The organism is Staphylococcus pasteuri (genome assembly GCF_030547725.1).
GTDB classification, from domain to species: domain Bacteria; phylum Bacillota; class Bacilli; order Staphylococcales; family Staphylococcaceae; genus Staphylococcus; species Staphylococcus pasteuri.
In genome coordinates this window covers 192,261-216,136 of the sequence record NZ_JAUOQO010000006.1, presented here as the reverse complement: position 1 = coordinate 216,136, position 23,876 = coordinate 192,261, and the positions used below count along the sequence as shown (strand labels likewise).

Sequence of the window (23,876 nt, the reverse complement as noted above, 5' to 3'; positions counted from 1 at the left end):
ATAAAAAGAGGTGTTCTAAGTTGACCAATTTGTTAGAAACTTTTGAAATGAATGTTGAAATTGAAGAAGAAGGCAAAGTAGTTATTTCAATGCCAGTTACAGATAAAGTGAAACAACCATTTGGATATTTACATGGCGGTGCGAGTTTGGCCTTAGGAGAAACTGCCTGTTCACTTGGAGCAGCGAATTTAATAGATACGACTCAGTATATTCCATTAGGTTTAGAAATGAATGCTAACCATGTCCATTCAGTAAAAGAAGGAAAGGTTATTGCAATAGCTACTATTATCCACCAAGGTAAATCAACACAAGTTTGGAATATTGAAATTAAAGATGAAAACGATAACCTAATTAGTATTATGAGAGGGACAATGGCAATTAAAGCTTTGAAGTAAAATATATCTCATAAATTTATAAATAATATATACCCCTATAGTTGAAATATAATTTCAATTATAGGGGTAATTTGTTGTTTATTAAGATACTTTTTCTTTTAGTATGCGATTATATGCATGACAGATTCTTTCAGAAGCTTCTCGACCGCCCATAATATTTCTACCAAAGGGACCAAGTTCTAAATCTGCTAGTCCACCAGCTACAAATAAATTAGGTAACCATTCTAACTCATATGATATGTTAGGAAAACCACATTTTGTTAATGGAGCGTTCAATTGAGTAATTAAATCTTGGATAATAGGTTGATTCATGACAGTATTTTCAAATCCAGTAGCTAATAAAATATGGTCATAATAAATCGATTTGTGAGTTGTAATGATATGATGATCTTTAATATCTTTAATTTCATTTTTATGAAGAACTAAACGACCATTATTTACATGTTTTTTAATACGAAGATATAGTTCGTGAGGCATTGATCCTTTATGACGTTCTGCCTTAATAATTCTCATTCGTTCCTGTGAAGATTCGATATTTAAGAAATGTTTCATATTCTTAGGACCAAGCCAACCTGGGTCGGCGTCAAAATCATGAATTTCAATATCTTTATTTAACCATAAATGAATTGTTCTTTGATGATTAGTATTAATTAATTTAAGTGTCAAATGTGCGGCTGATATTCCGCTTCCCACGACATGAGAAGTTTGATTAATATTTATTTGCGATTCCGCTTCGTTGAAAATATGCTGGACATCGGGTTGTTGCTGAAACATAGGTGGAATATTCGCGCGATGGTTACAACCATGTGCAATAATTAAAAATTCTGTTTGAATGGTTTGACCGTTTGCCAATTCTAACTGCCATTGATGTTGCTTTCGATTTATATGTTTAACAAATCCTTGTATGTGACTCTCATTTAAATGATATTGATGGATAAGTTCATGAGTATGATGCATAAACATATCACGCTGTGGTCGTTTATAAGGACCGTATGTAGCACCTGTATATTGATTAAATTTAGCATATTGTTTTAAATGAAATGGCTCAGGGTGAATATGATGTACAAATGGAGATCTTAAAAATGGCATACTAATACGTTGAGTATAAGTATTAAATTGTTCACATAATGAAGGATAAGGGTCTATTATTGTCAATTCGTTAGATGATAAGCCGGCTTGTCTTAGTTTTAAAGCTATTGTTGTACCTTGAATGCCACCACCAATAATTGTCCAGTGCATGTTATCAACTCGCTTTCTAATTTACTATATAAAACGTAATTATTACGATTTAAAAATTATAGCACATTTCTACTTCTAATACAATTTCATGAAAATAATAACCCATAGCTATAATGTAAACTTTTAAAATAAATTAGTTTACATTATAATAGAATAGTATTTAGATTCTCATATATACATAAAGAAGATTTATTTTATGATAATAGGGGGAAAATTGAATGAAATTATCAGAAAGAGTTATGAAAGAAGACAATTTTACTAAAAAAGAATGGCTAAGTATCTTCGAAAGCGACAGAATAGATACATTGGAGTTATTACATGAAGCATATATCGTTAGAAAACATTACTATGGTAAAAAAGTAAAATTAAATATGATACTTAATGCTAAAAGTGGTATATGTCCTGAAGATTGTGGTTATTGTGGGCAATCTAGAGAAATGAAACAAAAGCAAAGATATGGTTTAGTTGATAAGGAGAAAATAAAAGCAGGGGCAAAAGTGGCTTATGAAAATCAGATAGGAACGTATTGTATTGTTATGAGTGGTAGAGGTCCTAGTGATAAAGAAGTTAAACATATTTGTGATACCGTACAAGAAATTAAAACTATACATCCACAACTTAAAATATGTGCATGCTTAGGTTTAACCAATGAAGAGCAAGCTTCACAATTAAAAGAAGCAGGCGTAGACCGCTATAATCACAATATTAATACAAGTGAACGTTATCATGATAACGTGGTAACTACACATACATATGAAGATCGAGTTAATACTATTGAGGTTATGAAAGCAAACCAGATTTCACCTTGTTCTGGAGTTATATGCGGTATGGGTGAAACGAATGAGGATATTATAGATATGGCTTTAGCACTCAAAGCGATTGATGCAGATAGTATTCCCATAAATTTTTTACATCCAATAAAGGGAACTAAATTTGGAAATATGGACGAATTAACACCAATGAAATGTTTGCGTATCATTTCAATGTTTAGATTAATTAATCCAACTAAAGAAATACGAATTGCAGGTGGAAGAGAAGTTAACTTACGTTCATTACAGCCATTAGCGTTACAAGCTGCTAATTCTATATTTGTAGGTGATTACTTAATAACAGGTGGTCAACCTAATCAATTAGATTATGATATGTTAAAGGATTTAGGATTCGATATAGATGTAGTGAATGATAAAGTTACCCAAATCTAGAATAGTATCAATGATTATTAAAAAGACCAATCGAAGTATGATTTTATCGATTGGTCCTTTTCAAATAATATTTATAATTTTTTATCTTTTAAATCTTCTTTAATTTCGTCAACTTTAGTATTTTTACTATAAGGTGTATTTGTATTATAAGCTGCTTTCATTATCATGTGACTTGATAGGGGGCCAGTAATTAAGACGAAGATAATACCAATGATTAATTGCATGTTTGTATAACCTTCAGTACCAATAAAATATAAAAATGCTCCCATTAATAAACTCATTGCTCCCAATGTAGCGGCTTTACCAGCAGCGTGTGCACGAGAATAGATATCTTCAAGTCTTAATAAACCAATAGCAGCTACAGCACTGATGATTGCTCCAATAATGATTAAGATAAGAGAAATACTAATGACTATCGTTTCTATCATGTTCTATCACCTTACCTTTATCCATGAATTTTGAGAAAACGGCTGTACCTAAGAAGGCTAAAATACCTACTAATAAAATAACTACAATCATATATTTAATATTCATTAAAATACTAAAGAGTGCAATAACGGCCATTAGTTGTAGACCCAAGGCATCTAATGCAACTACTCTATCTGCTAGAGAGGGTCCTAAAATAACTCTAACTAGCATAGCCAACATTGATAAAACGACTATGACTAATGCAATAATAATTATTGTTTTAATTGTCATTATTCTTCGCCCACCTCTCTAACAACTTTTTCTAAAGAAGATTTTATTCCTTCAACTTCTTCTTCGGTTGTACTAAAGTCAATAGCATGTATATAGATTTTGGTACGATCATCACTAATACCAAGAACTACAGTCCCGGGTGTTAATGTAATTAAATTGGAAAGTAACACTATTTGCCAGTCTGTCTTCAAATCTGTTGGATATACAAAGAATCCCGGCTTATTAGTGATTTGTGGCTTTAAGATGATTTTTAAGACATCTAGATTAGCTTTTATTAATTCTAATAAGAAAATAAAGACTAATCGAATCATTCTATATATACGAATTAAGTAAAACTTTCCTGGCATTACGCGATGAAGGAGATAAACCAATATGAGACCAAATAAATAACCTAATACGAAATTGTTTAATGTATAGCTATCTGAAATGAGTAACCACACAATTGAAACTAATAAATTAACAACAATTTGGACTGCCATCATTATTTACCTCCCAATACACTATTAATATATACGCTTGGATCATAGAATGTTTCTGCGCCATCTTTAATAATTGGGTATAGGACATCCGCTGATAATCCAAATAATACAGTAATGGCAACAGCAATCACTGAAACAGTAATTAAACCATAACTATTTACTTTAGTTGATATATCATATCCTTTAGGTGTTCCGAAGAATCCTTTTAAGAAGATTCTTATAACAGAATATAAAACCACTAAACTAGAGATTAATACTATGATACCTGTTAAATAAAATCCTTTTTCAAATGTAGCTTTTACGATATACAATTTACCGTAAAAACCACTAAGTGGCGGTATACCTGCCAAACTTAACGAAGCTATAAAGAATGTCCACCCAAGAACAGGATATCGTTTAATTAGTCCACCAAATTGACGTAAATCCGTAGTTTTTGTAATTTTATACATGACACCTATTAAGAAGAAAAGGGATGTTTTAACTAACATATCATGAATAGTGTAGTAAATAGCACCAATCATGCCCGTTTCATTCATCATAGCAACACCGACTAAAATAACGCCTACTGCAATCATGATATTATATAAAATGATTTTTTTCGTATCATAGTAGGATACTGAGCCAACACAACCAAAAATAATTGTTAATAACGCTAAGAATAATATGACATAGTTAGAAAAACCTACTGAACTATTAAAGAATAAACTTAATGTTCTGGCAATGGCATATACGCCTACTTTTGTAAGTAAAGCACCAAAGAATGCCATAATAGCAAACGGTGGTGCATAGTAAGCACCAGGTAACCATACATACATTGGGAAGACGCCAGCTTTAGTAGCAAAGACGAAAATGAATAGTATAAATACAATATTTATTAAGCCACTTTCATGTGCTGATAATTCATTCAAACGTTGACTGATGTGTGCCAAGTTTAAAGTTCCGACAACGGAATATAAAATAGCGACACCCATAACAAAGAATGATGAAGAAACAACATTAACTAATACATATTTAATCGTTTCTTGTAGTTGTATTTTTGTAGTGCCAATAACTAAAAGGCAATATGAAGACATTAAGAATACTTCAAAAAATACAAATAAGTTAAATATATCTCCTGTTGTAAAGGCACCAATAATACCTATAAGCATGAACATTACAGAGAAATAATAATAGAATCTTTCTCGGTCAACACCAATCGAATTATAAGAATATAGAATGATGAGTGCAGTAATAATAATACTTGTAATGATTAGTAATGCACTAAAAGTATCTAATACAAATACAATACTGTAAGGTGCTTTCCATGAGCCTAATTCCAATTTAATAGGTCCATTTTTAAATACATTATACAAATTAATAATAGATATAACTAAAGTAATCATTGTACCTGCTAAAGCGACATAACGTTTTATATATGGTCGTTTTCCAATAAAGACGAGTAATATTGCCGTTAGAATAGGTACAACTAAAGTAAGGGCTAGCATATTACTCTCTGACATCTTCTGGAACTCCTTTCATACTTTCCACGTTATCAGTACCTAACTCTTTGTATGTTCTAAAGGCTAGTACTAAAAAGAAAGCCGTAGTAGCAAATGCGATAACGATAGCTGTTAATATAAGTGCTTGAGGGATTGGATCAACATAGCTATGAATTCCTTTTTCGTGGATAGGTGATGCGCCATGTTTTAATCCACCCATAGTAATTAGAAATAAATTTGCTGCGTGTGTTAGTAGCGTAGTTCCCATAATGATTCGTATCAAACTTTTAGATAAAACGAGATAGACGCTGATTGCTGTAAGTATGCCACTAACAAATATCATAATAATCTCCACTATTCGTTCTCTCCAATCGATAAAATAATAGTCATTACAGTTCCTACGACTGCACATAAAACACCAAAGTCAAAGAATACAGCGGTTGTCATATGCATTGGTTGTAACAATGGAAGCGGAATATCAAAAGTAACATGTGTGAAAAAGTTATTAGACATAAACCAACTAGCCATTGGTGTACCAACACAAAATAATAACCCAATACCTATAAGTATTTTAAAATCTATAGGGAAAATTTTTCGCATCGTTTTAATATCAAATGCGATAGTAATGATAACTAAGGCACTAGAAAATAATAAACCACCGACAAAGCCGCCACCAGGAGTATAATGACCTGCAAGGAATAAAGAAAAACCAAACATCATAATCATGAAGAAAATAATGACAGCTGTATATTGAAACATTAAATCATTTTTCTGTCTGTTCATGACGTTTCACCTCACTCGTTTCTGTATGACGTTGATGCTTTTTGCGCAGTTTAATCATTGTATAAATGCCTAATCCTGCAATACCTAATACTGATGATTCAAATAACGTATCCATACCACGGAAATCGACTAATATGACATTGACCATATTCTTACCAGAAGCAAGATCATAGACATGGTCTTGATAGTAATGAGTAATAGATTCAAAGTGTCGGTTACCATATGCAATTAATCCTAAAATAATCACGACAAGTCCAGTTCCTGCTGAGATTAATGCATTTGTTACTTTAAATGAACGTGTTTCGTTGTAACGGTTAAGATTAGGTAAGAAATAAAAACATAGTAAAAATAATGCAGTAGAAATTGATTCTACGACAAATTGTGTAAGGGCTAAGTCAGGTGCTTTAAAGAATATGAATAGCACAGATACTGAATAACCCACTGCACTTAACATAATAATGCTAAACAAACGAGATTTAGCAAATATAATTAAAAATGCTGCTATAACAAGTAAAGCGATAATTCCAACTTCAAAAATTCTAATATGACTAACATTTTTGAAATTAATAGTAAATGGCACGCTAAGTAATACAACAGTTGTTAATAATATTAATAAGCCAAAGATAATGACCAGATTATTTCTAGCAGAGCCAGTCACATAACTATTAGTCATATTTTTAGAATAAGTTGGGATATATTTTCCTAAACCGTCGTACCAATAATTAAAAGTAATTTGTTTAGGTTGTGCCTGTAATAATTTAATCCAATAAGCAAACGTTAAAATTAATAAAATTCCTACGATATAAATACAAATTGTAGTGATAAATGCTGGAGTTATACCATGGAATAAATGGAACTCAGCACTCACTTGAGAAGTTTGACTCATTGAAGCTGTTGCTGGTTCTATGATTGATTGTGTTAAAATTCCTGGGAATAAACCAAATACAATAACTAATATTGCTAATATAGCAGGCGAAATAAGCATTAATATCGATGCTTCATGAGCTTTATGAGGTAATTGATTTGGTTTATATTGTCCAAAGAATATATGCATAATAAATTTAATTGAATATACAAAAGTAAAGATACTACCAACAATAGCTAATATTGGAAAGATAATACCTATTGTATTTAAACTCATGGTATTTGCATGCGTTAATTCAATAACGGATTCAATGAATTTTTCTTTTGATAAAAAGCCATTGAATGGGGGTATGCCAGCCATACTTAAAGAAGTAATCACTGTAATTGTGAATGAAATTGGCATAATCGTTAATAAACCGCCTAATTTTCTAACATCACGAGTACCCGTACTATGGTCGACTGCACCAGTTATCATAAACAATGCACCTTTAAACGTCGCATGGTTAATTAAGTGAAATGCAGCTGCTGTGAAAGCCGCGATATATAATTGACTATCCTGACCTTCAAAGTGATAGCTAACAGCACCAATACCTAGCATAGACATAATCATTCCCAGTTGTGACACAGTAGAAAATGCTAAAATCCCTTTGAGATCTTGCTGTTTCGTAGCGTTTAATGATGCCCAAAACAAGGTAATTAATCCAACTAGAGTAACTGTCCAAATCCATCCTTGTGACACTGCGAAAATAGGAGTCATTCTAGCTATTAAATATAAACCAGCTTTTACCATCGTTGCAGAATGTAAATAAGCACTTACAGGTGTAGGTGCTTCCATTGCATCTGGTAACCATATGTAAAAGGGAACTTGTGCTGATTTAGTAAACGCACCAATTAGTACAAAAATCATTGCTAAGATAAAGAAAGGACTACTTTGTATATCAGCTACATGCTGAATAATATAACGAATACTTAGCGAATCTGCAGAAATAGAAAGTAAAATAATACCGCCTAGTAAACTTAGTCCTCCAAAAACAGTAATGATTAAAGACTTTTGAGCGCCATAAATGGAAGCTTGCTTGTCTCTCCAAAATGAAATAAGTAAAAAACTTGAAAACGAAGTTAACTCCCAGAATAAATATAAAACGATAAGGTTATCTGAAAGTACAACGCCTAACATTGCACCCATGAAAAGTAATAAATAACAGTAAAAATTCCCTAATTGTTCTGATTGGCTTAAATAACCAATGGAGTATAAGACAACTAAACTGCCGACACCTGTTATCAGTAAACTAAATAATAATCCTAATCCATCTACATAAAGGTTAAAATTCATACCGACATGTGGCATCCACTTAAAAATTTTCATTACGGTATTACCTGACATAGTAGTCGTAATAAAAGTTAAGAAATATATAAATAAGACGACGGGGACAGGTAACACGAACCAACCTATGTGAATTCTTTTAAAGAATCTATATAAGATTGGGATAATGAGTGCAAATATTAACGGTAATAGTACCGCAATATGTAACAAACTCACTAAATTGTCCTCCTTTAAAAATGTTTATGATATTTATTATACATGAATCATATCATTCTGAAAAACGTGATACTGCTTGAAATCACTGTATTTCAATCGCTTTTAAATATGAAGAAACACGTCATTTTTAATAAAATTTTTGTTTGTATTGAATTGAATAATCATGTTTAAGTTGCTCTAAATTTTGCAATGAACGTTTCGCGTGGGCATCATTCTTTTCTTTAAGTTGTTCTTCTAAATTGGAAATGGCTTGTTGTAATGATTCCTCATATGACATTTTTTCAACATTAAAGTCACGTAATTGTGAACGCTTAGCATATCTCTTTTCAAAGTGACTTAATGCTCTACGTTCATGAAAGAATACATCTTCTGATTCATTTGGTGAATGTAAATCACCCTGTTTAGGATGTTTGATCACTTGTTCGACTTGAACTAAGACTTGATCATCATCTTCCTCTTTTATGGAAACGCCATAACTTCCAGTCTTGTGAGAAAATCGATATAACATTCTATATTACTTCCTTTCAAATATGTTAATATATACATATATCATAACATGAATGGAGAATTTTAATGACGAACTATCCTCAGTTAAATAAAGAGATTCAAAAAGATGAAATTAAAATTGTAATGCATACTAATAAAGGTGATATGACATTTAAGTTATTCCCTAACATTGCACCTAAAACAGTTGAAAACTTTGTTACACATGCTAAAAATGGTTACTACAATGGTGTGACTTTCCACCGTGTCATCAATGACTTTATGGTACAAGGCGGTGACCCAACAGCAACTGGTATGGGTGGAGAAAGTATTTATGGCGGTGCATTCGAAGACGAGTTTTCATTAGAAGCATTTAACCTTTATGGTGCTTTATCAATGGCAAATGCTGGTCCAAATACAAATGGATCACAATTTTTCATTGTTCAAATGAAAGAAGTTCCTCAAAATATGTTAAGTCAACTAGCTGATGGTGGTTGGCCAGAACCTATCGTTAAAGCATATGGTGAAAATGGTGGAACACCATGGTTGGACCAAAAACATACAGTATTCGGACAAATTATTGAAGGGGAATCTACGTTAGAAGATATTGCTAACACTAAAGTAGGTCCACAAGATAAACCAGTTCACGATGTAGTTATTGAATCTATAGACGTTGAAGAATAAAAATTAATACGAGATACTTCTTATTGTTTTTTTGAAAAAGTCAAAAAGTATCGCGTGAGAATTAAATATAAATTAAAAATCACGATAGTAGGTTGATTACCTGTTATCGTGATTTTTTAATAGTTATTCTTAGGAGTTAAACGATATTAAAAATTCTGAGGGATAATTTGTTTTACTATGTGAAAAGCTATTGATTTATATTTTGTTATATTTATAGCAAAATAATTCAAAAAATTCAACGTTATAGTTAGTCCCTTAATTTGTTTTATGCTATGATAATAGTGTTAAGAAAACGAAATAAGGGGTTATCAAGTTGAATAATCACTATAAAGAAGGTCAACATATTAAGGTACGTGTGACTGGTATTCAACCGTATGGCGCATTCGTTGAGGCCCCTGACCATACTGAAGGACTTATCCATATTTCAGAAATCATGGATGATTATGTCCATAACTTGAAGAAATTTCTATCTGAGGGACAAGTAGTAAAAGCAAAGATTTTATCTATTGATAATGAAGGCAAACTTAACTTGTCACTTAAAGATAACGATTACTTTAAAAATTATGAACGTAAGAAAGAAAAACAGTCGGTGCTAGATGAGATAAAAGAAACAGAAAAGTATGGGTTTCAAACACTTGAAGAACGCTTACCGGTCTGGATCAAACGGTCTAAACGTACTATACGTCAAGATTAAATTGACGTAATTTAAATTCTTTATATTTCAAAAGTATAGAGAACTTGTAGAAACGATAATTTCCAATAAATATTGGAAGTTATCGTTTTTATTTTGTATTTGATAAATAGTACAACTTAAAAATCATAGTATGAATAAACTGAAAAGTTTTGTGTGTGACTGTAAGCAAAAAAATAGAGCGTACATATATTTCGTGATATAGTCGCATGTATTATTAAATGTGGAGGTTAAATATATGAACAGTAAATATAATCGATTGTTTGAGAGTGTAACATTACGTAATGGTGTAGAACTAAAAAATCGTTTTGTTTTAGCGCCATTAACACATGTTTCTTCAAACGATGATGGAACCATTTCTGATGTTGAATTACCTTATATTGAAAAACGTTCTAAAGATGTAGGACTTGCAATTAATGCAGCTAGTAATGTAAATGATGTGGGTAAAGCATTCCCTGGACAACCTTCAGTAGCACATGACTCTGATATAGAAGGACTAAAACAATTAGCACAAGCAATGAAAAAGAATGGTGCAAAAGCATTAGTTCAAATACATCATGGTGGTGCACAAGCTTTGCCTAATTTAACACCTAATGGTGATGTCGTTGCACCAAGCCCAATCTCATTAAAAAGTTTTGGACAACAAGAAGAACATGACGCGAGAGAAATGAGCGCTGAGGAAATTGAACAAACTATTAAGGATTTCGGTGAAGCAACAAGACGTGTTATTGAAGCAGGATTTGATGGTGTGGAAATACATGGTGCTAACCACTATTTAATTCATCAATTCGTTTCTCCTTACTATAATAGAAGAAACGATGTTTGGGCAGAAAACTTAAAATTCCCTAATGCTGTTATTGATGAAGTTTTAAAAGCTAAAAAAGAACATGCTTCAGATGACTTTATCGTAGGTTATCGCTTATCACCAGAAGAAGCAGAATCTCCTGGTATTACAATGGATATCACAGAAGAATTAATTAATTCAATTACTAAAAAAGATATTGATTATATACATGTATCTCTTATGGACGTTTATTCTAAAACACGTGAAGGTCAATACGAAGGACAAAATAGACTTAAATTAATTCATAAATGGATTAATGGACGTATGCCTTTAATAGGAATAGGTTCAGTATTTACAGCAGATGATGCTTTAAATGCTATTGAAGATGTAGGTGTAGAATTAGTTGCACTAGGTCGTGAGATACTTCTAGATTATAACTTTGTAAGTAAAATTGAAGAAGGTCGAGAATCAGAAATTATTAATAACTTTGATCCTGAACGTGAAGATAATCATGAATTACCACCAAATTTATGGGAACAATTTAATAAAGGCTTTTATCCATTACCAAGAAAAGATAAATAATATTTAAATGACTAGGATGATATCAAAAACCAATTGATATCATCCTAGTTTTTTATATAGAAACAAAAAGAAAATTATCATAATTTTTCAGATGAAAAATGTATTAATAATACTGATATCACAATGTTTTTAAAACTTAAAATTATATATAATGATGAATTTTTAAACTTTTACTTGTACAACATAGTAGGCTTGTGTCATTATATTTGTAAGGGCTTTCAAAACTAAAAGTTGATCCTATTTTCTTGAGCATTTTAATAGAAAATCTCAACTAATCTTTATAATTAGAAAATTTTGAAATATATTTGTATAAACAGTTTGAGAGCCGGTAAAAATCAGTTATGATATTGGTAATTAGCTTTAATATTTATTAAACAAAGGGGAGATATTATGACTAAGTCAGAAGAAATCATTGAATTAACAAATCATTATGGAGCTCACAACTATGTGCCACTACCGATTGTAATTTCAGAAGCGGAAGGTGTATGGGTGACAGATCCTGAAGGTAATAAATATATGGACATGTTATCTGCTTATTCAGCAGTAAACCAAGGTCATAGACATCCTAAAATTATTCAAGCACTTAAAGATCAAGCTGAAAAGGTCACTTTAGTATCACGTGCTTTCCACAGTGATAATTTAGGCGAATGGTATAAGAAAATTTGTGAATTATCAGGTAAAGAAAAAGCATTACCAATGAACACAGGTGCTGAAGCTGTTGAAACAGCATTAAAAGCAGCACGTCGTTGGGCTTACGATGTAAAAGGTATTGAACCAAACCAAGCTGAAATTATTGCATTTAATGGTAATTTCCATGGTCGTACAATGGCTCCAGTATCATTATCATCTGAAGCAGAATATCAAAGAGGATATGGTCCATTACTTGATGGTTTCCGCAAAGTTGATTTTGGTGATGTTGAAAAATTAAAAGCAGCTATTACTGACAATACTGCAGCTATTTTAGTTGAACCTATTCAAGGTGAAGCTGGTATTAATGTTCCTCCAGAAGGTTATTTAAAAGCTATAAGAGAACTTTGTGATGAACACAATATTTTATTTATTGCCGACGAAATTCAAGCTGGCTTAGGTCGTTCTGGTAAACTATTTGCTACTGATTGGGATAATGTTAAACCAGATGTTTATATTTTAGGGAAAGCATTAGGCGGCGGTGTATTACCAATCTCTGTTGTATTAGCTGACAAAGAAGTGTTAGATGTATTTACACCAGGTTCTCACGGATCAACATTCGGTGGTAATCCATTAGCATGTGCTGTGTCATTAGCAGCTTTAGATGTCATTGTAGATGAAGACTTACCTGGTCGTTCATTAGAACTAGGTGAATACTTTAAATCAGAATTACAAAAAATTGAACATCCATCTATTAAAGAAGTACGCGGACGTGGATTATTTATCGGAATCGAGTTAACTGAAAATGCAAGACCATACTGTGAATCATTGAAAGAATTAGGTTTATTATGTAAAGAAACACATGAAACAGTTATTCGATTTGCACCACCACTTGTGATTACTAAAGAAGAATTAGACATTGCTATTGAAAAAATTAAACAAGTATTTCAATAAGTTCAAAAAGTTGTAACAATCATTTTGTAACCCCTTTAAAAAGGATAAAGTTGTGTTACAATAATGAATGAAAGCGAAATCATTAGTTAAAAAAGAGGCGAAAAGGATCATGACTGAGAATAATAATTTAGTGACTTCTACTCAAGGAATTATTAAAGAAGCTTTGCATAAATTAGGTTTTGATGAGGGTATGTACGACCTTATCAAAGAACCACTAAGAATGTTACAAGTACGTATACCAGTTCGTATGGACGATGGAACTGTTCAAACATTTACTGGATATCGTGCACAACACAATGATGCTGTAGGTCCAACTAAAGGGGGCGTACGTTTCCACCCAGATGTTGATGAAGAAGAAGTTAAAGCTTTATCAATGTGGATGACATTAAAATGCGGTATTGTTAATTTACCATACGGCGGTGGTAAAGGCGGAATCGTTTGTGACCCTCGTCAAATGAGTATTCACGAAGTAGAACGCTTATCACGCGGCTATGTTAGAGCTATCTCACAATTTGTAGGGCCGAACAAAGATATTCCAGCACCAGACGTATTTACAAACTCACAAATTATGGCTTGGATGATGGATGAATATAGTGCGTTAGATAAATTCAATTCACCTGGATTTATCACTGGTAAACCAATTGTATTAGGTGGCTCTGAAGGTCGTGACCGCTCAACTGCATTAGGCGTAGTTATAGCTATCGAACAAGCAGCTAAACGTAAAGGTATGGATATTAAAGATGCTAAAGTTGTTATCCAAGGTTTTGGTAATGCTGGTAGTTTCTTAGCAAAATTCTTATATGATTTAGGTGCTAAAGTAGTAGGTATTTCAGATGCTTATGGCGCGCTACATGACCCTAATGGTTTAGATATAGATTATCTATTAGATAGAAGAGATAGTTTCGGTACTGTTACTAATCTATTTGAAGAAACAATCTCAAATAAAGAATTATTTGAATTAGATTGCGATATTTTAGTTCCAGCTGCAATTTCAAACCAAATTACTGAAGATAATGCTAATGACATTAAAGCAAGTATCGTAGTTGAAGCAGCAAATGGTCCAACTACTCCAGAAGCAACACGTATTTTAACTGAACGTGGTGTATTATTAGTACCAGACGTGTTAGCAAGTGCTGGTGGTGTAACAGTTTCTTACTTCGAATGGGTTCAAAATAATCAAGGTTATTACTGGACAGAAGAAGAAGTTAATGAAAAATTACGTGAAAAATTAATCACAGCATTTGATACTATTTATGAATTATCACAAAATAGAAAAATTGATATGCGTTTAGCAGCCTATATCGTTGGTATTAAACGTACTGCTGAAGCTGCACGTTACCGTGGTTGGGCATAAACACAAATTGTTATAATTTTAAATTAAATTAAAACATTCACTCAAAGACAATTGAGTGAATGTTTTTTTGATTAATTATGTTAAATCCTTTTTAATTTGGGATAAAACTTTTAAAATCATATCGCTATCTTCCGTAAAAGGATAATGTATCATTTTTTTGGCATTAGGATAAGGCTCTACTAATTCATAATTAGGTAATGTACTTAGTGAAGAATTTGTAGCTTTAACTAGTAAACGATTGTCATACAAACCGCCAACGACTGCCTTATCATAATATATAATATATTCTCCCATCATTTTACGAGTAGTAATATGATCGTCTTTTAAATGATCCAAAAATTGATTTAATGTTTCTTCGCTTGCCATTTTTTCACTGCCTTTTTAATATATGAATATTATTAATATATACCCTATATTCTTCATATATTTCATTCGTGACTTATATTTTTATATTTATCAGCATAGTTGGTAAACACACCATCAACACCATAATCATTTAGACGTTGCATATCTGTTTCGTTATTAACAGTAAATGGATGAATGAGGAAACCTAAATCTTTTAAATGTTTTGTATTGTTTTCGTTTAAATCTGTATATTCTGGTCCTACACCAATAGCATATGATTTGATTCGTTTTAAGTCTGATTCAGTTTGAGATGTTAGTTCTCCTTTATCTAATAAACGAATTAATGGGATATTAGGACTTAATTGTTTCATTTTTTGTAAACTCGGTTCAGAAAATGATTGAACTATGACGTGACCATTTTTAAGGGATTGATTTGTCAGCATACCATGTTTATTTAATGATTGAATTAATTGATTTTCCATACCTGGATAGACATCTGGTGATTTTGTTTCTATATAATAATTAGCATTTTTACCATAGCGACTTAAAATTTCATCTAAAGTAGGAACTTTAGCATTTTTATACTCTGATTTAGCTAAATTAGGGTGTTGTTTATTGAACCAACTACCAGCATCAAGTTTCTTTAATTCGTCTAAAGTATAATCTTCAACACGACCATGTCCATTTGTAGTACGATCAACAGTTTCATCATGCATAGCTACAAGATGCCCATCTTTCGTTCTTTGTAAATCAATTTCTATGTATGAAGCACCTAATTCTCTATGACTTTTATCATATGAATTGAATGTATGTTCGGGTGCATATCCGCTTGCACCTCTATGCGCAATTGTAGTATGTGCTTCTCCGGTTAGGTTTTTTTGCCAATTTGTTGATTGATTTTGATTTGAAGAGGACTGTGTGGATTGCTGATCATATTGACCATTATTAGTTTGTCCATTACCGCTTGCATATACAGGATTAGCTATACCTAATAAAGATACAGTTGCAACACTTGCGAAAACCCATTTGTTTATTTTCATCGTAATAACATCCTTTCAATAAGTGTGTTATCACTATCATGACAATATTTCCAAATACTAGAAATAGAATTTACTGAATAATTAATTAACTCTAAAAAAATTAATACATTCTTCAAAATATCATTAAAGTTTAACTGTAATTTTACATAAAAACAGCCTGGGACATAAATCAATGTCTCAGGCTACAATTATATATAGGCAGTAGTTGACTGAATTGAAAATGCACTTGTATCAAGCTTTTTTCAACTCTAGTCAACCTTGCCGGGGTGGGACAACGAAATAAATTTTGAGAAAATATTATTTCTGTCCCGCTCCCTTTGTAATAAATTAATGTGATACCTTTTTGTATTTATCTGGATAATTGGTGAAAACACCGTCAATACCATAGCCATTTAATCTTTTCATATCTGCAGTTTCATTAACAGTAAATGGGTGGATAAGAAATCCTAAATCTTTGATGTGAGAAGTATTAGAACGAGTTAAGTCACTGAATTCAGGACTAATTACAGTTGCATAACTTTTAATATGTTTAAGATCTTTATCTGTTAAATGTTGTAGCTGATGCTTTTTGATTAATCTAACTAGGGGAACATTTTGATTAGACTTGTGTATTTTTGTCAAACTTTCTTCAGAAAATGATTGAATCATAACGTGACCGTTTTTTAAAGATGTCTTGGATAATAAACCATGCTGTTTAAGTGTTTGTAATAGTTGAGATTCCATTCCAGGATAAACATCAGGAGATTTTGTTTCGATGTAATAATTTGCTTTGTTACCATAGCGAGTAAGTATCTCATCTAAAGTAGGGACTTTGGCATTTATATATTCTGATTTAGCTAATTTAGGATTTGCTTTATTAAACCAACTTCCAGCATCTAATTGCTTTATTTGAGATAAGTTTAAATTTTTTACTTTACCATACCCATTGGTTGTACGATCTACTGAGTCATCATGCATAGCTATAAGTTGTCCATCTTTCGTTCTTTGTAAATCAATTTCGATATATGAAGCACCAATTTCTTTATGGCTTTTATCGTAAGAATTAAAAGTATGTTCAGGTGCATAACCACTTGCACCTCTATGAGCGATAGTTACAAATTTTTCGTTTGTAGGGTTGGATAACCAATGTTTTTTAGAACTTTTTGCATCAATTGTTGGTTGAAACTTTGAATAAATAAATACACAAATTGTAGATACTAAAATAAATAATAAGACAGCTTTTAGAAATTTATACATAATATGACCTTTCCAATAATTTTAAAATACTTATCAATTATACTATAAGTTGTATAACAATATAATGTTTATTTTTAAAAGTTGGTAAACTATTAAGTATAAATATAAAAAAAGTGGTTTCTACGCAAAATGAAAAAGCCTGGGACAAATCAATGTCTCAGGCTACAACTCTATAATTCTGAACGACTTCCTACAAAATAACTTATGCTTTTAATAATTTTTCAGCAACTGATAGTTGATGTTTAACTGCATCTTGACCAGGCGAACCATAACTTTTACGTCGTTTTAAACAATTTTCTGGTTTTAGATAATCATAAATATCAGATTCTATACTCTGGTGATAGGATTGATAATCTGTTAAAGGCACATCGAGTAAATAAATACCGTTATTAATACAATCTAATACAATTTTTCCAACAATCTCATGTGCAGTTCTAAATGGTACATTTTTACTTACAAGATAATCAGCTAATTCTGTTGCATTTGAAAAGTCTTTTGTAACTGTTTCATTAAGACGATCAGTATTAACAGTCATCGTGTCTAACATGCCATCGAAAATTTTGAGTGAACCTTTAATTGTATGGATAGCATCGAATAAACCTTCTTTATCTTCTTGCATATCCTTATTATAAGCTAATGGTAGGCCTTTAAGTGTAACTAACATACTCATTAAATGACCTGTTGTACGACCCACCTTACCTCTAATTAATTCTGCCATATCTGGATTTTTCTTTTGAGGCATAATAGACGAACCAGTAGAAAAAGCGTCTGATAACGTAATGAATTTTGCTTCATCAGTGGACCAGAAAATAATTTCTTCAGAAAATCTTGATAAATGAACCATAGTTAATGAAATATTATGCAGTGTTTCAACAATATAGTCACGATCACTGACAGCATCTAAACTATTTTCATATATAGCACTAAAATTAAGCAGTGATTGTGTTTCGTGACGATCAATAGGATGTGTTGTTCCGCTTAATGCTGCAGCACCAAGAGGGGAGATGTCGATTCTTTTGATGCTATCTTGGAATCGAGATTTATCACGCTCTAACATCCAAAAATAAGTCATAATATGATGCGCGAAAGATATCGGCTGAGCACGTTGTAAGTGCGTATAACCTGGCATAATTGTGTCTATATGGGTATTAGCAATTTTTAATATCGTTTGCTGCAATGATTTAATTAATTCAATAATTTCTAGAACTTCTTCTTTAGTGTATAAATGCATATCAGTAGCGACTTGATCATTTCTGCTTCTACCAGTATGAAGTTTACCGCCAACTTCTCCTACACGTTGAATTAGCTCATGTTCAATGTTTAAATGAATGTCTTCTAGCGATGCTTTAAATTCAATTTTATTTTGATGCGCATCTACTTGGATTTCTTTTAAGCCTTCTATAATGGTTTTGGCATCATCTTGACTAATAATATGTTGATTAGCGAGCATTGTTGCATGTGCAATGCTACCTTGAATATCTTGGTCTATTAAATTTTTGTCGAAATCAATTGATGCATTAAAGTCATCAACCCAATCTTCTGGTTGTGCTTCGAATCTTCCTCCCCAAGCTTTTTTACTCATTACTGTAGCCTCCATGTAACATAGAATTAACTTGCGTTGGTAAACCATAAATATCGATAAATCCGACAGCTGCTTCTTGATTAAACGCATCTTCTTTTGTATAAGTAGCTAACTTTTCATCGTATAAAGTATAAGGTGATTGTCTACCATTTACGATAGCATTGCCTTTGAATAATTTAACTCTTACATCTCCTTCGACATATTGTTGTGTACTGTCAATAAATTGTTTTAGGCTATCAGTTAAAGGTGAGAACCATAAACCATTATATACTTGTTCAGAAAATTGCTTTTCAATCACTGGTTTAAAGTGTGCAACGTCTTTAGTTAAAGTAATTGTTTCAAGTGCTTTATGAGCTTTTAAAATCACTTCTGCACCAGGTGTTTCATAAATCTCTCTTGATTTTATGCCGACTAATCTATTTTCAACATGGTCAATTCTACCAATACCATGTTTACCAGCTAATTGATTTAAATAAAGGATTAAATCGTCTAAATCATAATCTTTGCCATCTATTTGAACAGGTATACCATTTTTAAATGAAAGAATAATTTCGTCGGATTCATCAGGTGTATTTTCAAGTGCATTCGTTAAATCAAATGCATCTTCAGGTGGGGCAGCATAAGGATCTTCTAAGATACCGCACTCGTTAGCTCTACCCCATAAATTTTGATCAATTGAGTAAGGAGAATCATGATTAATTGATACTGGAATATTATGTTTGATTGCATAATCAATTTCTTCTTCACGACTCCATGCCCATTCTCTTACAGGTGCAAATGCTTTTAGTTTTGGATTAAGTGCTTTAATTGCGACTTCGAAACGTACTTGGTCATTACCTTTACCAGTACATCCATGAGCAATACCGACTGAATTTGTTTTTTCAGCAATTTCTACTAACTTTTTAGAAATTAGTGGACGTGATAATGCTGATACTAATGGATATGCATTTTCATACATTAAATTACCTTTAATAGCATAACTTACATAATCATCACTAAATTCCTTTGTAGCATCAATAATATGACATTCTACTGCGCCCATTTTTAACGCTTTTTCATGTACAACATCTAAGTCTTTTCCTTCTCCAACATCTAAACAACATGCTACAACATCGTAACCCTTATCTATTAACCATTGTACTGCTACGCTTGTGTCTAATCCTCCAGAATATGCTAAAACAATTTTCTCTTTCATATTTACACCTCAAATTATTTTCAGAATTTTAATATAAATTCATCATAACAGACTGCTAATGAAAAATAAACCATAATACTACATAAATATACATTTGATAGATGAGATGTTTTCAATATTATCTTTAATATATGCTGATATAAAAGAATTTCTAAAGTTATTAAATTTTTAGAAAAATGCATATTGTATTGATAAGAGATTACATTTGGAAACTAAAATGACACTGAAAGTTCATTTTTAATAGTAAAAAGGAGACTTGTGAATTGAATAGCAAATATAAACTTAGTAGAATTAAAGTAGTAAAAACATAGGAGGCTTTTTAGATGACTCATATTCAATTAGATTATGGTAAGACTTTAGAATTTTTTGGAGAACATGAATTAGAACAACAAAAAGATATCGTGAAAACATTACACAAAACGATACATGAAGGTACTGGCGCTGGAAAAGATTTCCTTGGTTGGGTTGATCTTCCTGTTGATTATGATAAAGAAGAGTTTTCAAGAATTGTAGAAGCTTCTAAACGTATTAAAGCCAATTCTGATGTATTAGTTGTTATTGGTATCGGTGGTTCTTATTTAGGTGCACGTGCCGCTATTGAAATGCTTACTTCTTCATTCAGAACAAATAATGACTATCCTGAAATTGTATTTGTAGGTAATCACTTATCTTCTAGTTATACAAAAGAATTAGTTGATTATTTAGCAGATAAAGATTTTTCTGTAAACGTCATTTCAAAATCAGGAACAACAACTGAACCAGCAGTTGCTTTCCGTTTATTTAAACAATTAGTAGAAAATAAATATGGTAAAGAAGAAGCTAAAAAACGTATTTTCGCTACTACTGATAAGAAAAAAGGCGCTTTAAAACAATTAGCTACAAATGAAGGTTATGAAACATTTGTAGTACCAGACGATGTTGGTGGACGTTATTCAGTATTAACAGCCGTTGGTTTATTACCAATTGCAGCTGCAGGTATTAATATTGAGGCAATGATGATTGGTGCAGCAAAAGCACGTGAAGAATTATCTTCAGATAAATTAGAAGAGAATATTGCTTATCAATATGCTACAATCCGTAACCTTTTATATAGCAAAGGCTACACTACTGAAATGTTAATTAACTATGAACCTTCTATGCAATATTTCAATGAATGGTGGAAACAATTATTCGGTGAATCTGAAGGTAAAGACTTTAAAGGCATTTATCCTTCAAGCGCGAACTATACTACAGATTTACATTCATTAGGACAATATGTTCAAGAAGGCCGTCGCTTCTTATTTGAAACAGTTGTTAAAGTTAATAATCCTAAACATGATCTTACAATTGAAGAAGATAGTGATGATTTAGATGGATTAAATTATCTTGCTGGTAAAACAATTGATGAGGTAAATACTAAAGCATTTGAAGGTACATTATTAGCACATACTGATGGTGGAGTTCCTAATATCGTTGTTAATATTCCTCGATTAGATGAAGAAACATTTGGATATGTTGTTTACTTCTTCGAATTAGCTTGTGCTATGAGTGGATATCAATTAGGCGTAAATCCATTTAATCAACCTGGTGTTGAAGCATATAAACAAAATATGTTTGCATTATTAGGTAAACCAGGATTTGAAGAAATGAAAAAAGATCTTGAAGCACGTCTATAATCTATAAAAAATATATTTTATAACAAATAAATGTTATAATTATAAGGCTAGGACTAACTTGTCCTAGCCTTTCATGTTGTAAAGTGGTTTTGTTTTCTCAAACTTCAGATGTATTTATTGCTTTAAAAGAAGATTGCTATTTCAAAATACTATAATTACAACTATAATAAATAAGGTAATGTTTACCAAGAAAGGATTTGATGTTTTGTCGTTTGAACAATTAGAAGAATGGTTTGATTTATTTCGGCAATTCGGATATATTCCTGGGTTTGTGCTAATATATTTTAGAGCAATCATCCCCATTTTACCCTTAACGCTTTATGTCATTTTAATTATGCATACATATGATGCGGTCGTAGGCATTATAATTTGTTGGCTAGGCATTGTAGCAGGTACATTTACAATGTTTTTAATCTTTAAAAGGTTAGTCAATACTAAAAAAATGAAACAATTCAAAACTAAAAAGTCAGTACAAAGATTAATTAGTTTTATAGATAGACAAGGCTTAATACCACTATTTATTTTATTATGTTTTCCATTTACGCCAAATACATTGATTAATGTGGTAGCAAGTCTTTCACATATTAAAACAAAGTATTATTTTATCGTTTTAACATTATCTAAATTGATTTCCATAACTGTATTAGAGATAATGGGTCGAGAGGTAACGACGATTTTCACTAATCCGATAAGAGCTATTGTGACGTTATTATTATTTGTCTTACTTTGGTTTGTAAGTAAAAAGGTAGAAAAACATTTTATGGGCTCTACTAAGGAGTGAAAAGTTGAAAACTGTTATTAAATATTTGATTTCCTTAATATTTGCGATTATTATTGTAATGTTCATTCAAACATTTATCATCAGAGGTGCTGTTGTACAGGATCAAAGTATGGCACCTACATTAAATGAAGGTGACCGATTGATTGTTAATAAAATTAAAGTCACATTTAATTTATTAGATACTGGTGATATAGTGATGTATAAAGATAATGGACGAATACATTTTAGTAGAATAATTGGGAAACCAGGACAATCTATTGAAATTAGAAATAACAAGCTTTATCGAGACGATAGAGTAGTTCAAGATAAGTACGCTAAAAATAGAGATTTGAATAATGTTTCATTAAGAAATATGAAACATTCAGATGGAGATATCATTTCACCCAAACACTATTTTGTATTAAATGATAACGATAGTGTAAAATCAGACTCAAGACGTTATGGTCTAATTGATAAAAGTAATATTATTGGTGATGTAAGTGTAAAATATTATCCGTTTGATGCATTTACGACAGACTTTAAATGAATATAAGAGGTGTGTAATTTGAAAAAGGAAATTATAGAATGGATTGTCGCCATCGCAATAGCAGTTTTGCTTGTATGGTTTATAAAGGATTTTGTTGGTCAACCTTATACAATTAAAGGTGACTCAATGGATCCAACATTAAAAGATGGGGAACGTGTTGGCGTAAACATTATGGGTTATAAAATTGGCGATGTGAAAAAAGGTAACGTCATTGTTTTCCATGCTAATAAAAAAGATGACTACGTTAAACGTGTTATTGGTACTCCAGGAGATAAGGTAGAATATAAAAAAGACCAATTATATATAAATGGTAAGAAACAGGATGAACCTTATTTAAATTATAATGAGAAACGAAAACAGATTGAATATATTACTGGTACTTTCCAAGTGAAAGATTTACCTAATGCTAACCCTAAATCAAATGTCATCCCTAAAGGTAAATACTTAGTATTAGGGGACAATCGTGAAGTAAGTAAAGATAGTCGTTCATTTGGTTTGATTAATAAAGATCAAATTGTTGGTAAAGTTTCGTTCAGATTCTGGCCATTAAATGAATTTAAAGCTAACTTTAATCCTGATAATACTAAAAATTAATTTTGAAAGCGATAGACGCTAAGTCTATCGCTTTTTGTGTGTAAAATTGTGTAGATATATTAATGAATAAATATGTATAACGGA

General features: G+C 31.5%; 25 protein-coding genes. 11 read left to right on the top strand and 14 right to left on the bottom strand.

The window, feature by feature from the left end; translation table 11 throughout:
• Positions 1–20: 20 nt before the first annotated feature.
• Positions 21–395, top strand: a complete 375-nt coding sequence (locus Q4528_RS08670; RefSeq protein ID WP_017637441.1) for a PaaI family thioesterase — start codon at positions 21–23, stop codon at positions 393–395.
• Positions 396–476: 81 nt separating this feature from the next.
• On the opposite strand, the gene Q4528_RS08665 is transcribed toward Q4528_RS08670, so the two are convergent.
• Positions 477–1,634 (bottom strand): NAD(P)-binding domain-containing protein, encoded by a 1,158-nt coding sequence (locus tag Q4528_RS08665; protein ID WP_029055596.1) that lies wholly within the window; start codon positions 1,632–1,634, stop codon positions 477–479.
• Between the two features lie 218 nt (positions 1,635–1,852).
• Between Q4528_RS08665 and bioB the strand changes: the two genes are divergently transcribed.
• Positions 1,853–2,836: a biotin synthase BioB gene (bioB, locus tag Q4528_RS08660; RefSeq protein WP_017637439.1), complete on the top strand. Its 984-nt coding sequence runs from the start codon at positions 1,853–1,855 to the stop codon at positions 2,834–2,836.
• A 71-nt stretch (positions 2,837–2,907) separates the two neighbouring features.
• Here bioB and mnhG1 read toward each other — a convergent pair whose 3' ends face one another.
• The 8 genes from mnhG1 to kapB all read right to left on the bottom strand — a co-directional run bounded on the left by mnhG1 (position 2,908) and on the right by kapB (position 9,187).
• Positions 2,908–3,264 carry a Na+/H+ antiporter Mnh1 subunit G gene (mnhG1, locus tag Q4528_RS08655; RefSeq protein ID WP_017637438.1) on the bottom strand — a complete coding sequence of 119 codons (357 nt, stop codon included), beginning with the start codon at positions 3,262–3,264 and terminating at the stop codon, positions 2,908–2,910.
• Positions 3,242–3,535, bottom strand: a complete 294-nt coding sequence (mnhF1, locus tag Q4528_RS08650) for a Na+/H+ antiporter Mnh1 subunit F (RefSeq protein ID WP_017637437.1) — start codon at positions 3,533–3,535, stop codon at positions 3,242–3,244. The genes mnhG1 and mnhF1 overlap by 23 nt, the downstream gene beginning before the upstream one ends.
• Positions 3,535–4,014, bottom strand: a complete 480-nt coding sequence (gene mnhE1 / locus Q4528_RS08645; protein ID WP_026083494.1) for a Na+/H+ antiporter Mnh1 subunit E — start codon at positions 4,012–4,014, stop codon at positions 3,535–3,537. The genes mnhF1 and mnhE1 overlap by 1 nt, the downstream gene beginning before the upstream one ends.
• A gap of 2 nt (positions 4,015–4,016) precedes the next feature.
• Positions 4,017–5,513 carry a Na+/H+ antiporter Mnh1 subunit D gene (mnhD1, locus tag Q4528_RS08640; RefSeq protein ID WP_303521260.1) on the bottom strand — a complete coding sequence of 499 codons (1,497 nt, stop codon included), beginning with the start codon at positions 5,511–5,513 and terminating at the stop codon, positions 4,017–4,019.
• Positions 5,500–5,847 carry a Na+/H+ antiporter Mnh1 subunit C gene (gene mnhC1, locus Q4528_RS08635; RefSeq protein ID WP_017637434.1) on the bottom strand — a complete coding sequence of 116 codons (348 nt, stop codon included), beginning with the start codon at positions 5,845–5,847 and terminating at the stop codon, positions 5,500–5,502. Before mnhC1 ends, mnhD1 begins: the two co-directional genes overlap by 14 nt.
• Entirely contained in the window at positions 5,847–6,275 is a 429-nt protein-coding gene (mnhB1, locus tag Q4528_RS08630) for a Na+/H+ antiporter Mnh1 subunit B (RefSeq protein WP_017637433.1), read from the bottom strand. Before mnhB1 ends, mnhC1 begins: the two co-directional genes overlap by 1 nt.
• Positions 6,256–8,679: a Na+/H+ antiporter subunit A gene (locus Q4528_RS08625; RefSeq protein ID WP_303521259.1), complete on the bottom strand. Its 2,424-nt coding sequence runs from the start codon at positions 8,677–8,679 to the stop codon at positions 6,256–6,258. The genes mnhB1 and Q4528_RS08625 overlap by 20 nt, the downstream gene beginning before the upstream one ends.
• 127 nt (positions 8,680–8,806) lie before the next feature.
• Positions 8,807–9,187: a sporulation phosphorelay system protein KapB gene (kapB, locus tag Q4528_RS08620; protein WP_029055592.1), complete on the bottom strand. Its 381-nt coding sequence runs from the start codon at positions 9,185–9,187 to the stop codon at positions 8,807–8,809.
• 65 nt (positions 9,188–9,252) lie between these two features.
• On the opposite strand from kapB, the gene Q4528_RS08615 reads away from it, so the two are divergent.
• The 5 genes from Q4528_RS08615 to Q4528_RS08595 all read left to right on the top strand — a co-directional run bounded on the left by Q4528_RS08615 (position 9,253) and on the right by Q4528_RS08595 (position 14,838).
• On the top strand, positions 9,253–9,846 hold the full coding sequence (locus tag Q4528_RS08615) for a peptidylprolyl isomerase (RefSeq protein WP_046466504.1): 594 nt from the start codon (positions 9,253–9,255) through the stop codon (positions 9,844–9,846).
• Positions 9,847–10,159: 313 nt separating this feature from the next.
• Positions 10,160–10,540 carry a S1 domain-containing post-transcriptional regulator Ygs gene (ygs, locus tag Q4528_RS08610; protein ID WP_017637429.1) on the top strand — a complete coding sequence of 127 codons (381 nt, stop codon included), beginning with the start codon at positions 10,160–10,162 and terminating at the stop codon, positions 10,538–10,540.
• A gap of 235 nt (positions 10,541–10,775) precedes the next feature.
• Positions 10,776–11,903 (top strand): NADH-dependent flavin oxidoreductase, encoded by a 1,128-nt coding sequence (locus tag Q4528_RS08605; protein WP_017637428.1) that lies wholly within the window; start codon positions 10,776–10,778, stop codon positions 11,901–11,903.
• Between the two features lie 390 nt (positions 11,904–12,293).
• Positions 12,294–13,484, top strand: coding sequence for an ornithine--oxo-acid transaminase (locus tag Q4528_RS08600; RefSeq protein ID WP_017637427.1), 1,191 nt, complete (start codon positions 12,294–12,296; stop codon positions 13,482–13,484).
• A gap of 109 nt (positions 13,485–13,593) precedes the next feature.
• Positions 13,594–14,838, top strand: coding sequence for a Glu/Leu/Phe/Val family dehydrogenase (locus tag Q4528_RS08595; protein WP_029055589.1), 1,245 nt, complete (start codon positions 13,594–13,596; stop codon positions 14,836–14,838).
• Between the two features lie 75 nt (positions 14,839–14,913).
• On the opposite strand, the gene Q4528_RS08590 is transcribed toward Q4528_RS08595, so the two are convergent.
• The 5 genes from Q4528_RS08590 to Q4528_RS08570 form a co-directional block, all read right to left on the bottom strand.
• The gene (locus tag Q4528_RS08590; protein WP_303521254.1) at positions 14,914–15,204 is read right to left on the bottom strand and encodes a TfoX/Sxy family protein; all 291 of its coding nucleotides are present in this window, start codon (positions 15,202–15,204) and stop codon (positions 14,914–14,916) included.
• A 62-nt stretch (positions 15,205–15,266) separates the two neighbouring features.
• Positions 15,267–16,169: a glycerophosphodiester phosphodiesterase gene (locus tag Q4528_RS08585; protein WP_427704023.1), complete on the bottom strand. Its 903-nt coding sequence runs from the start codon at positions 16,167–16,169 to the stop codon at positions 15,267–15,269.
• A gap of 381 nt (positions 16,170–16,550) precedes the next feature.
• On the bottom strand, positions 16,551–17,459 hold the full coding sequence (locus tag Q4528_RS08580; RefSeq protein WP_046466507.1) for a glycerophosphodiester phosphodiesterase: 909 nt from the start codon (positions 17,457–17,459) through the stop codon (positions 16,551–16,553).
• 202 nt (positions 17,460–17,661) lie between these two features.
• Entirely contained in the window at positions 17,662–19,041 is a 1,380-nt protein-coding gene (argH, locus tag Q4528_RS08575) for an argininosuccinate lyase (protein WP_046466508.1), read from the bottom strand.
• Positions 19,034–20,236, bottom strand: coding sequence for an argininosuccinate synthase (locus Q4528_RS08570; protein WP_046466509.1), 1,203 nt, complete (start codon positions 20,234–20,236; stop codon positions 19,034–19,036). The genes argH and Q4528_RS08570 overlap by 8 nt, the downstream gene beginning before the upstream one ends.
• Positions 20,237–20,559: 323 nt before the next feature.
• Here Q4528_RS08570 and Q4528_RS08565 point away from each other — a divergent pair, with 323 nt between their 5' ends.
• From Q4528_RS08565 to lepB (Q4528_RS08550), 4 genes are all read left to right on the top strand, one after another.
• Positions 20,560–21,891 (top strand): glucose-6-phosphate isomerase, encoded by a 1,332-nt coding sequence (locus Q4528_RS08565; protein WP_029055583.1) that lies wholly within the window; start codon positions 20,560–20,562, stop codon positions 21,889–21,891.
• A gap of 205 nt (positions 21,892–22,096) precedes the next feature.
• Positions 22,097–22,672 carry a TVP38/TMEM64 family protein gene (locus tag Q4528_RS08560; protein ID WP_303521281.1) on the top strand — a complete coding sequence of 192 codons (576 nt, stop codon included), beginning with the start codon at positions 22,097–22,099 and terminating at the stop codon, positions 22,670–22,672.
• Positions 22,673–22,676: 4 nt separating this feature from the next.
• Positions 22,677–23,198, top strand: coding sequence for a signal peptidase I (gene lepB / locus Q4528_RS08555; protein ID WP_017637417.1), 522 nt, complete (start codon positions 22,677–22,679; stop codon positions 23,196–23,198).
• An 18-nt stretch (positions 23,199–23,216) separates the two neighbouring features.
• Entirely contained in the window at positions 23,217–23,792 is a 576-nt protein-coding gene (gene lepB / locus Q4528_RS08550; protein ID WP_017637416.1) for a signal peptidase I, read from the top strand.
• Positions 23,793–23,876: the final 84 nt, after the last annotated feature.

Bases quoted from the DNA above. Each gene is read 5' to 3' on its own strand.
- mnhF1 (WP_017637437.1), bottom strand. From the start codon at position 3,535: ATGACAATTAAAACAATAATTATTATTGCATTAGTCATAGTCGTTTTA.
- Q4528_RS08580 (WP_046466507.1), bottom strand. From the start codon at position 17,459: ATGTATAAATTTCTAAAAGCTGTCTTATTATTTATTTTAGTATCTACA.
- kapB (WP_029055592.1), bottom strand. From the start codon at position 9,187: ATGTTATATCGATTTTCTCACAAGACTGGAAGTTATGGCGTTTCCATA.
- Q4528_RS08570 (WP_046466509.1), bottom strand. From the start codon at position 20,236: ATGAAAGAGAAAATTGTTTTAGCATATTCTGGAGGATTAGACACAAGC.
- Q4528_RS08615 (WP_046466504.1), top strand. From the start codon at position 9,253: ATGACGAACTATCCTCAGTTAAATAAAGAGATTCAAAAAGATGAAATT.
- mnhD1 (WP_303521260.1), bottom strand. From the start codon at position 5,513: ATGTCAGAGAGTAATATGCTAGCCCTTACTTTAGTTGTACCTATTCTA.
- mnhG1 (WP_017637438.1), bottom strand. From the start codon at position 3,264: ATGATAGAAACGATAGTCATTAGTATTTCTCTTATCTTAATCATTATT.
- Q4528_RS08665 (WP_029055596.1), bottom strand. From the start codon at position 1,634: ATGCACTGGACAATTATTGGTGGTGGCATTCAAGGTACAACAATAGCT.
- Q4528_RS08565 (WP_029055583.1), top strand. From the start codon at position 20,560: ATGACTCATATTCAATTAGATTATGGTAAGACTTTAGAATTTTTTGGA.
- bioB (WP_017637439.1), top strand. From the start codon at position 1,853: ATGAAATTATCAGAAAGAGTTATGAAAGAAGACAATTTTACTAAAAAA.
- Q4528_RS08595 (WP_029055589.1), top strand. From the start codon at position 13,594: ATGACTGAGAATAATAATTTAGTGACTTCTACTCAAGGAATTATTAAA.
- mnhE1 (WP_026083494.1), bottom strand. From the start codon at position 4,014: ATGGCAGTCCAAATTGTTGTTAATTTATTAGTTTCAATTGTGTGGTTA.
- Q4528_RS08605 (WP_017637428.1), top strand. From the start codon at position 10,776: ATGAACAGTAAATATAATCGATTGTTTGAGAGTGTAACATTACGTAAT.
- mnhB1 (WP_017637433.1), bottom strand. From the start codon at position 6,275: ATGAACAGACAGAAAAATGATTTAATGTTTCAATATACAGCTGTCATT.
- argH (WP_046466508.1), bottom strand. From the start codon at position 19,041: ATGAGTAAAAAAGCTTGGGGAGGAAGATTCGAAGCACAACCAGAAGAT.
- Q4528_RS08600 (WP_017637427.1), top strand. From the start codon at position 12,294: ATGACTAAGTCAGAAGAAATCATTGAATTAACAAATCATTATGGAGCT.
- Q4528_RS08590 (WP_303521254.1), bottom strand. From the start codon at position 15,204: ATGGCAAGCGAAGAAACATTAAATCAATTTTTGGATCATTTAAAAGAC.